Source organism: Microbacterium sp. SMR1, assembly GCF_003289625.1.
Lineage (GTDB): Bacteria > Actinomycetota > Actinomycetes > Actinomycetales > Microbacteriaceae > Microbacterium > Microbacterium plantarum.
The window spans coordinates 261948-271288 of record NZ_QMBN01000004.1 but is presented as its reverse complement, the minus strand read 5'-3'; the positions used below and the strand labels follow the sequence as shown (position 1 = coordinate 271288).

Here is a 9341-nt window from a genome sequence, read left to right as displayed (position 1 = left end):
GAACTCATCAGCCATCGCCGTGATCACACACGGGATCTCCTCACCCCGCGCCGCCCACGCCACCGCGTACGTCGAATGCGTGTGCACCACACCGCCCACCTCGGGCATGTTCCGATACACATACGCATGCGCCGCCGTATCACTGGACGGCGACCGATCACTGCCCGGCGTCCCCGGCACCACATTGCCGTCCAGATCGCACACGATCATGTTCTCCGGAGCCAACTCGTCATACGACACCCCCGACGGCTTGATCACGAACAGATCAGCCCCCGGAACCCGCCCCGACACGTTGCCACCGGTCCACACGACCAACCCGTAACGCACCAGCTCCGCGTGCAACGACGCCACCTCGGCCCGAACCCGCGCCACCGCTTCGTGTTCCATCGGACTCCTCCGCCTCTCGGAATCAGCCGGCCCCGCCTCCGGGACCGGCGGTCGCCATGTTACCGGTAACACTCACAGTGTCCAGAAGAACCCGCCTGGTCTGGAAAAGTTGTCGGAATGGGTGACAACGTCTTCCTCGGCGCCGTGGCGATCGGCATCGGTGCGCTCGTCGGCCTCGTGCTGTTCGTGCCCTTCGTCGCGGTCCAGTACCGGCGCGCCGGCCATCTCACCGCGGGCCAGCTCGTGCTGTGGGGCGCGGCCCTCGTCTACTTCTTCGCGATCTGGACCTACACGCTCCTGCCGCTCCCCGACCCGTCGAGCATGCGGTGCGCCGGGTCCAACCTGAACCTCTTCGAGCTCGTCGACGACATCCGCGGCGCCGCGCAGCGTGCGGGAGGCAGCCCGCGGGCGTTCCTCTCCGACTCGGCCTTCCTGCAGCTCGCCCTCAACGTCCTGCTCTTCCTCCCGCTCGGCTTCTTCGTACGGGTTCTCGCCCGCCGCGGCATCCTCGTCGCGTTCGCGGCCGGCCTCGGCATCTCTCTCATCGTCGAGCTGACTCAGCTGACCGGAGTCTGGGGCGTCTACCCGTGCGCCTACCGCGTCTTCGACGTCGACGACCTGCTCACCAACACCGTCGGAGCGGTCATCGGCTCGATCCTCGCGCTCCTCGTGCCACGCCGCCCGGTCTCCGAAGAGCCGGACGCCCCGCGACCGGTGACGCGCGGCCGCCGCATCCTCGCGATGGTGTGCGACCTGCTCGCCTACTCGCTCGTCGGCATCTTCGTGAGCGTGGGCATCCAGGCGGCCCTCGTCTTCACGGGCAACCGCGACGTCGCCGTCGAGACCGACCTCGCGGGTCAGGCCGGGTCGATCGCCGCGCTCGCGGTCGTCGGCGGATGCGTCCTGGTGTCGGGCCGGACGATCGGCGACCTGACCGTGCGCCTCCGCTACGCCGGTGGCCCGGCCCCCGCCGTGGTGACCCGGCTCACGCGGTTCCTCGGCGGCATCGGCGGGTACGCGCTGCTGGATCAGCTCCCCGACGCCTGGGGCTTCCTCGCCTTCGTCTTCCTCGTGACCTCCACGATCCTCACGTTCACGACGCAGGGCGGCCGCGGCCTGCCCGGCGTGCTCGGCGCTCAGGTACTGCGCGACAGCCGGGAGCATGGTCCCGCAGGACGAGTCGAAATCACCCGTATGGGGGACGCGCCCCGGCGCTGAGATCCGTAGCGTCGAGAGCATGGACGTCGAAGCACTCGCCCACACCGCCACCGGCGCTCTCGTCGGTATCGCCCTCGGATTCCTCGTGGGGCTCCTCACCCTCAACCCGATGCTCGGCGTCATCGTCGGCGGCGTCGCGATGGTCGTGCTCGCCGTCGCTGCGGGCATGCTGCTCCCGCGCGGCGTCTCTCGCTGACCCGGGCACGCCCGCTTGACCCTCACGCGACGTGAGGGCCGAGAGTGGTCGCATGACCGACCACCACACCCCCTACTACGACGCTTTCGAGATCAGCCCCGTTCCCCCGCCCGGACCGGATGCCGTGGCCCCCGAGCCCTATCGCGGTATCTACGGGATGCCGGCGTTCGTCACGATCCCCACACACGATCTGACGGACTCGTCGCGGTTCTGGACCGCGGGCCTGGGATTCTTCGAGCTCTTCTCGATCCCGGGCACGCTCATCCACTTGCGCCGGTGGGCGTTCCAGGATGTCCTGCTCGTCGCCGCCGACCCGGCCTCGGCGCCGACGTCCGAACCGCCCGCGCTGACGTACAGCTACGCCTGCGTCCTCGCCGAGCTCGACGGCATCGTCGAGGCCTGCCGCGCGCTGGACCCGGGGGCGGTCGGCGAGCCCCGTGACACCCCGTGGAACAGTCGCGAGGTCGAGATCCTGACCCCGGAGAAGGCGCGTATCGTCGTCACAGCGGCGAAGCCCTACGAGCCCGACAGTGCCGCAGCACGCTCCCTCGCCGCCATCGGCATCACGCCCCCGAAGAACCCGGCGAAGGAGGAGCAGCAGCCATGAGCGACATCAGCACGGACGGGGTGACGGTCGGGCGGGCGGCATCCGATCTCGGGGTCACGGTGCGCACCCTGCACCACTGGGACGAGATCGGCCTCGCCTCGCCGTCGCTGCGCACCGACGCCGGGTACCGGCTGTACACCGCCGCCGACATCGCTCGCCTGCAGCGCATCGTCGTGTACCGCGAGGTCGGGCTGGGGCTCGACCAGATCCGCGCCGTCCTCGACGATCCCGGTCGCGACGCCTCCGGGGCTCTCCGGGAGCAACGCGACGAGGTGTCGCGATCGCTCGCCCGGCTCGAGGGCCTCCGCGCCGGTCTCGACCGCATGATCGAGGCGCACGAGCGCGGCGTGCTTCTCACCGCCGAGGAGCAGCTGTCGATCTTCGGCCCCGACTGGAACCCCGACTGGCCCGCCCTCGCCCGGCGCCGCTACGGCGACTCCCCGCAGTGGCAGCAGTACGCCGAACGCGCCGCCACCCGCACCCCCGACCAGTGGCGGGCGATCACCGCGACGATGACCGCGCTCGAGGCCGACCTCGCCGCGGCCTCCGACGCGGGCATCGAGCCCGGCGCGCCGGAGGCCGAGGCGCTCGTCGAGCGCCATCGTGCCGCGATCAGCGAGTACTTCCCGGTGAGCCGGTCGATGCAGGTCTGCCTCGGTCGGATGTACGAAGCGGATGCCGCGTTCGCCGCGCACTACGATCGTCTCCGTCCCGGCCTCACCTCGTGGCTGCGCCGCAGCATCGACGCGAGCGCCCGCGCGCACGGCATCGACCCCGACGCTGCGGTTTGGGAGTGACGACGAAGAAGTGACGTCGCGAGCCCGCCGGCTCAGCGGCGTCCGCCGGTGAACGCGCGCCACATGACGGCGGCGTGCGACTCCTTCGCGTGCTCGACGCCGACCTCGTCGCCCTCCCGCGCGCTGAACCACTCCTGCACGCGGTAGCGCGCCGCGCGCCACATGAGGGCGATCCCGCCGTACGCAGGCCGGGGCACGCGTGCCTCCTCCTGCGACATCTGACCGCGGCGCGGCAGGTCGCCCGCGACGAAGGCGTCCATGAGCTTGGCTACGCCGATCGCGTTGCCGTTGATGACCGAGTGCGCGGCGCCGTGGATCTCCCACCGCCACGCGTCGCGCGCGACGGCCAGGAGCTCCGAGTGGAAGTACCGCGGCGACGAGAAGTCGCGCGCGCCGCGGATCAGCAGCACCTGCGCAGAGACGTCCGCCAGGCGCTCGCGCAGCGGATACCGCATCATGTGCGGCAGCACCCGCATGAAGTAGGCGAAGCCGCAGAGCAGGTAGGCGCTGACCGCCAGCATCACGAGACGGAACGGCTCGAACAGCGACGACTGCGCGAACCGAATAGCCTGCAGCACCACCGAGCGCTCGCGGTCGTTCACGACCGGCCCGATGAGGACGGCCTGGCGGATGCCGGGGCGCCGCGTGAGCACCTCCGTGACGATCTGCGTGCCGAAGGAGTGCCCGAGCAGCACGGGATCATCGAGCTCGAACCGATCGAGCACCGCCTCCACCTGGTCGGCGAAGAACGCCACCGACGGCTCGTCGCGCGGCGCACGCTGACCGGCGAAGCCCGGAAGGTCGAGAGCGTAGACCCGCGCGTTCTGCGCGAGCGTCGGGGCGAGCAGGTCGAAGTACGTCGCGGCCACCCCGATGCCCGCGATCAGCACGAAGGCCCGCTCCGCATCCGCCGACGACGCGGTCTGCACCCGCGTGACCCGAGTGCGCACCCCGTCGAACGCGACCGTCTCGACGTCGATGTCGGCCGGCTCCATATCATCTTCACCGCCGCGATCGCGCCCCTCCACCATGCCCCTACCGTCTCACACGCCGCCCCGTGCAGACTGTGCCGATGACCCTCACCTTCGCCATCGTCGGCAGCGGCTGGCGCAGTGACTTCTTCCTGCGCATCGCCGCCGCCCTTCCCGAGCGGTTCCGCATCTCCGGCCTCGTCACCCGCAGCGCGGCGACCGCGGCCGAGATCGAGAACCGGTGGGGTGTCCGCGGCTACAGCGACCTCGACGCTCTGCTCGCCGACGGCACCCCCGACTTCGTCGTCGTCTCGGTGCCGCGCGACGTGGCTCCCGGGATCATCGTCGACCTCGCCGACCGCGGCATCCCGGTCCTGACCGAGACACCGCCCGCCGCCGGGATCGACGACCTCGTCGACCTGTGGGAGCACCTCGCCCGCCCGGGGATGCCGACGGTGCAGGTCGCCGAGCAGTACCACCTGTCGCCGCTGCTGTCGGCGCAGCTCGCGGTGGCCCGTTCCGGACGGCTGGGCACCCCGTCACAGGCGCTCGTCGCGCAGTGCCACGACTATCACGGCGTCAGCGTCATGCGGCGAGCGCTCGGCATCGGCGCCGACGAGACCGAGATCACGGCATCCGTCTTCCGGTCTCCGCTCGTGGCGGGACCGGGCCGCGACGGCGACCCCACCGAGGAGCGGATCGTCACCGCGACGCAGACCACGGCACGGTTCGCGTTCGGCGACCGCCTGGGCGTGTACGACTTCGCCGGCGAGCAGTACTTCTCGTGGATCCGCGGCAACCGCCTGCTGATCCGCGGCGAGCGCGGCGAGATCGAGAACGGCGAGGTGCGCCACCTCCGCCGGTTCGACGAGCCCGTCTTCGACTCGCTGCGACGGGTCATGACGGGCGAGGGCGGCAACCTGGAGGGGATGTTCCTGCGCGGCATCCTCCTCGGCGACGAGTGGGTCTTCCGCAACCCCTTCCTCCCGGCCCGCCTCAACGACGACGAGATCGCGATCGCGCGGATGCTCGACGGCATGCCGGGCGCCATCGACGGGCACGCGCCGGTCTACTCGCTGGCCGAGGCCAGCCAGGACCACTACCTCGCGCTGCTGATGCAGCAGGCGGCCGACTCCGGTAACACCGTGCGTTCGACGCGTCAACCCTGGGCCGATGTCGTCGACGAGGAATTGCACGCCCGGGAGGCCAGCGGGTAATTTTTCGGTATGCCGAAAAATCGACATCGCCGCCTTTCCGCGCTGGTCGCCCTGGGGGCGACGGCTGCGCTCCTCGTGGGCTGCGCGACGGGCTCGAACGCCGACGTCGCCGGCGAGCCGTCGGGCGACCGGCCCGTCGTGCTGACGACGTTCACGGTGCTCGCCGACATCGCCCGCAACGTCGCGGGAGACCGACTCGATGTGCGATCGATCACGAAGGCCGGGGCCGAGATCCACGGCTACGAGCCCACCCCGCGCGATATCGCGGCGGCGTCCGACGCCGACCTGATCCTCGACAACGGGCTGGGCCTCGAGTCATGGTTCGCGCGGTTCGTCGAGACCGCGGACGCACCGCACGCCGTCGTGTCCGAGGGCGTCGAGACGATCGACATCACCGGAGACGCCTACGCCGGCAAGCCCAACCCCCACTCCTGGATGAGCCCCCTGAACGTGCAGCTGTACGTCGACAACATCGTCGCGGCGTTCAGCGAGCTCGATCCCGCGGGCGCCGACGCCTACGCCGCGAACGGCGCCGCCTACAACGACGAGCTGCAGCGCATCCACGACGATCTCGTCGCCGACCTCGAGACGGTGCCCGCCGAGCAGCGCGCGCTCGTGACGTGCGAAGGCGCCTTCTCGTACCTCGCTCGAGATGCCGGGCTCACCGAGGCCTACATCTGGCCCGTCAACGCCGAGCAGCAGGCGACGCCCCAGCAGATCCGGCAGACGATCGAGTTCGTCGACGACAATGACGTGCCCGCCGTGTTCTGCGAGTCGACGGTCTCGGACCGCCCGATGCAGCAGGTCGTCGAGGCGACGGATGCCGTCTTCGGCGGCACCCTCTACGTCGACTCGCTCTCCGAGCAGGACGGCCCCGTGCCGACCTACCTCGACCTGCTCCGCCACGACGCCGAGACGATCACGGCGGCGCTGACCGGGAGCGCCTCGTGAGCGGCGTGGCCGGCGCGTCCCCGGGCATCGAGGTCACCGGAGTCTCGGTGCGCTACCGCGACATCGTGGCGCTCGACGACGTCGACCTCACCGTCACGCCCGGCCGCGTGACCGCGCTGATCGGCATGAACGGATCGGGCAAGTCGACGCTGTTCAAGTCGATCACGGGTCTCGTCCGTCCCGCGAGCGGCCGCGTGAGCATCGCCGGCCAGACCCCCGCGGTCGCCCGCCGCCGCGGCGTCATCGGGTACGTGCCCCAGAGCGAGGACGTCGACTGGACCTTCCCGGTCTCGGTGCGAGACGTCGTGATGATGGGCCGGTACGGTCGCCTCGGCCTCACCCGCCGCCCGCGCCCCGAGGACCATCGCGCCGTCGACGCCGCCCTCGAGCGGGTCGAGCTGGGCGACCTCGCCGACCGCCAGATCGGCCGGCTGTCGGGCGGGCAGCGCAAACGCGCGTTCGTCGCACGCGGCATCGCCCAGGATGCCGGCGTCCTGCTCCTCGACGAGCCCTTCGCAGGAGTCGACAAGAAGTCCGAGGCGACGATCGTGCGTCTGCTCCGCGAGATCGCGGCCGACGGCCGCACCGTGCTGGTCTCCACCCATGACCTGCACGCCCTCCCCTCGCTCGCCGACGAAGCCGTGCTGCTGCTGCGCCGCGTCGTCTTCCAGGGAGCCGTCGACGAGGCGCTCCGCCCCGAGCTGCTCGCGCGCGCCTTCGGCCTGACCATCGAGGAGCGTCCGTGAACCTCATCGACATCCTGCTCGAACCGCTCCGGTACGAGTTCATGCTGCGGGCCCTGTCGGCCACGGCGATCGCCGCGATCGTCTGCGCCGTCCTGTCGTGCTGGCTCGTCCTCATCGGCTGGTCGCTCATGGGCGACGCCGTCAGTCACGCGGTGCTGCCCGGCGTCGTGCTCGCGTACGTCCTCGGCGCCCCCTTCGCGATCGGCGCCCTCGTGTTCGGGTTCCTCGCGGTCGCCCTCATCGGCATCATCCGGGGCACGAGCCGCGTCAAGGAGGATGCCGCCATCGGCATCGTGTTCACGACGCTGTTCGCGCTCGGCCTCGTGCTCATCTCGGTCACGCCGAGCCAGACCGACCTCAACCACATCCTGTTCGGCAACGTCCTCGGGGTCTCCACCGGCGACCTCGTGCAGATCGCGGTCCTGGCCGCAGTGGCCTTCGCGGTCCTGTTCGTCAAGCGCCGCGACCTCACGCTGTTCGCCTTCGATCCGATCCACACCTTCGCGATCGGGCTCTCGCCCCGGCTCCTCTCGGGGCTGCTCCTGGGCGTGCTCGCGCTGACGGCGGTCGTCGCGCTCCAGGTCGTGGGCGTCGTGCTCGTCGTCGCGATGCTCATCATCCCGGGAGCCACGGCGCACCTGCTCACCGACCGCTTCGGCCGCATGCTCGTCATCGCGCCGGTGCTCTCGGCGGCATCCTCGATCGTCGGCATCTACCTGAGCTACTGGGTGGACGCCTCGTCGGGCGGACTCGTCGTGCTCGTGCAGGGCGTCGTGTTCGCCGCGGTCTACCTCTTCAGCCCGAGACACGGGATCATCGGGCGTCGGATGGCCTCGCGCAAGTCCGTCGCCGAATCCGTTCCCGCTGGCTAGCGTGCCGCTATGAAGATCAGCGAGATCCACTGGAACGACGAAGCCCGCCAGAAGGTGCTCGACGACGCCGACCGTGTCCTGCAGGATGCCGTCGCCGCCGTCGCCGCGACCGATGACGCGAACGACGCCGACAAGGCCTACGCCGCGCTCGTCAGCCACATGAAGGACAAGTTCATCGACTGGGAGCCCGGCCCCGACGTCCGCACGTACGCCGACGCCCTCGCCGCCGGCGAGATCGAGCTCGAGCAGGCCGGCTGACCGGCCGGATGTCCCGGGATCGGGCCCCGCTGCTGCAGATCAGCCGCATCTACGCCGAGGAGGCCGCGCTCGCGCTGCCCCGCGGGCAGGAGATCGTGGCGCGGTGGCCCGATGCCGAGATCGTGCCGATCGACTCGCACTGGCTCGTTCCCGAGATCCACGGCGACGAGACGAACGTGCGCCGCTGGGTGCGGATCAAGACCGAGGCGCTCGTGCTCGGTGTGAAGAAGTCGGTCGCGACCCGCCTCAACGGCCGCTCGGCCGACTTCATCGCGCCGTCAACGGCGAACGGCTGCGCCATGGCCTGCTCCTACTGCTACGTGCCGCGACGCAAGGGCTACAGCAATCCCGTGACCGTGTTCGCGAACATCGACGAGATCTCGCGCCATCTCGCACGGCACATCTCCCGGCAGGGCCCCAAGACCGAGCCGAACCAGTGCGACCCCGAGGCGTGGGTCTACGACATCGGCGAGAACAGCGACTGCTCGGTCGACGCGATGATCAGCGAGAACGTCCGCGATCTGTGCGAGCTGTTCCGGATGTCGCCGACGGCCAAGGCCTCGTTCGCGACGAAGTACGTCAATCGCGACCTGCTCGACTGGGACCCGCTCGGGCGAACCCGCATCCGCTTCTCGCTCATGCCGCACGACACGGCGAAAGTGACCGACATCCGGACGTCGCCGGTCGCCGAGCGGATCGCCGCGATCAACGACTTCGTCGACGCTGGCTACGAAGTGCACCTGAACTTCTCGCCCGTCATCCTCACCCCGACCTGGGTGGCCGACTGGACCGCGCTGCTGCGCGAGCTGAACGACGTGCTCTCCGACCGCGCCAAGGCGCAGCTGGCGTGCGAGATCATCATGCTCACCCACAATGAGGGGCTGCACGAGGTCAACCTCGGGTGGCATCCGCGCGGCGAGGACCTGCTGTGGACCCCGCGGATGCAGGAGACCAAACGCTCGCAGAACGGCGCCATCAACGTCCGGTACCGCTCACCGCTCAAGGGCGAGGCCGTCGCGACGCTCTGCGCTCTCATCGAGCGCGAGCTGCCGTCGTGCCGCATCCGCTACGCGTTCTGATCCCCCCTCCCTTGCGCGACCGCGCGGATCTGCGCCACCCTG

12 protein-coding genes are annotated in these 9341 nt (G+C 70.3%); 10 read left to right on the top strand and 2 right to left on the bottom strand.

Annotated elements, in window-relative coordinates; all coding sequences use genetic code 11:
- Positions 1-387 (bottom strand): class II aldolase/adducin family protein (locus DO944_RS15970; RefSeq protein WP_258524770.1); only part of this gene is annotated, 387 nt, incomplete at its 3' end.
- 117 nt (positions 388-504) lie between these two features.
- Here DO944_RS15970 and DO944_RS14360 point away from each other — a divergent pair.
- Genes DO944_RS14360 through DO944_RS14350 form a run of 4 tightly spaced genes read left to right on the top strand, consistent with a single transcriptional unit; the run spans position 505 to position 3205 of the window.
- Entirely contained in the window at positions 505-1605 is a 1101-nt protein-coding gene (locus DO944_RS14360) for a VanZ family protein (RefSeq protein ID WP_112617817.1), read from the top strand.
- 19 nt (positions 1606-1624) lie between these two features.
- The gene (locus tag DO944_RS15725; RefSeq protein WP_181574261.1) at positions 1625-1801 is read left to right on the top strand and encodes a hypothetical protein; all 177 of its coding nucleotides are present in this window, start codon (positions 1625-1627) and stop codon (positions 1799-1801) included.
- Between the two features lie 52 nt (positions 1802-1853).
- Positions 1854-2408: a VOC family protein gene (locus tag DO944_RS14355; protein WP_112617816.1), complete on the top strand. Its 555-nt coding sequence runs from the start codon at positions 1854-1856 to the stop codon at positions 2406-2408.
- A complete protein-coding gene (locus DO944_RS14350) occupies positions 2405-3205 on the top strand; it encodes a MerR family transcriptional regulator (protein WP_112617815.1) in 801 nt (266 codons plus the stop codon). Before DO944_RS14355 ends, DO944_RS14350 begins: the two co-directional genes overlap by 4 nt.
- 32 nt (positions 3206-3237) lie before the next feature.
- Here DO944_RS14350 and DO944_RS14345 read toward each other — a convergent pair whose 3' ends face one another.
- Positions 3238-4200: an alpha/beta fold hydrolase gene (locus tag DO944_RS14345; RefSeq protein ID WP_112617814.1), complete on the bottom strand. Its 963-nt coding sequence runs from the start codon at positions 4198-4200 to the stop codon at positions 3238-3240.
- A 77-nt stretch (positions 4201-4277) separates the two neighbouring features.
- Here DO944_RS14345 and DO944_RS14340 point away from each other — a divergent pair, with 77 nt between their 5' ends.
- The 6 genes from DO944_RS14340 to DO944_RS14315 are packed head-to-tail and all read left to right on the top strand — an operon-like array spanning position 4278 to position 9299.
- Positions 4278-5393 (top strand): Gfo/Idh/MocA family protein, encoded by a 1116-nt coding sequence (locus DO944_RS14340; protein WP_112617813.1) that lies wholly within the window; start codon positions 4278-4280, stop codon positions 5391-5393.
- Positions 5394-5402: 9 nt separating this feature from the next.
- Positions 5403-6344, top strand: a complete 942-nt coding sequence (locus DO944_RS14335; RefSeq protein ID WP_112617812.1) for a metal ABC transporter substrate-binding protein — start codon at positions 5403-5405, stop codon at positions 6342-6344.
- A complete protein-coding gene (locus tag DO944_RS14330) occupies positions 6341-7090 on the top strand; it encodes a metal ABC transporter ATP-binding protein (RefSeq protein ID WP_240309772.1) in 750 nt (249 codons plus the stop codon). The genes DO944_RS14335 and DO944_RS14330 overlap by 4 nt, the downstream gene beginning before the upstream one ends.
- A gap of 41 nt (positions 7091-7131) precedes the next feature.
- On the top strand, positions 7132-7962 hold the full coding sequence (locus DO944_RS14325; protein WP_396652031.1) for a metal ABC transporter permease: 831 nt from the start codon (positions 7132-7134) through the stop codon (positions 7960-7962).
- A gap of 9 nt (positions 7963-7971) precedes the next feature.
- On the top strand, positions 7972-8220 hold the full coding sequence (locus tag DO944_RS14320; RefSeq protein WP_023954097.1) for a hypothetical protein: 249 nt from the start codon (positions 7972-7974) through the stop codon (positions 8218-8220).
- Between the two features lie 8 nt (positions 8221-8228).
- Complete coding sequence (locus DO944_RS14315; RefSeq protein ID WP_112617810.1) at positions 8229-9299, top strand: spore photoproduct lyase family protein; 1071 nt, start codon at positions 8229-8231, stop codon at positions 9297-9299.
- Positions 9300-9341 lie beyond the last annotated feature (42 nt).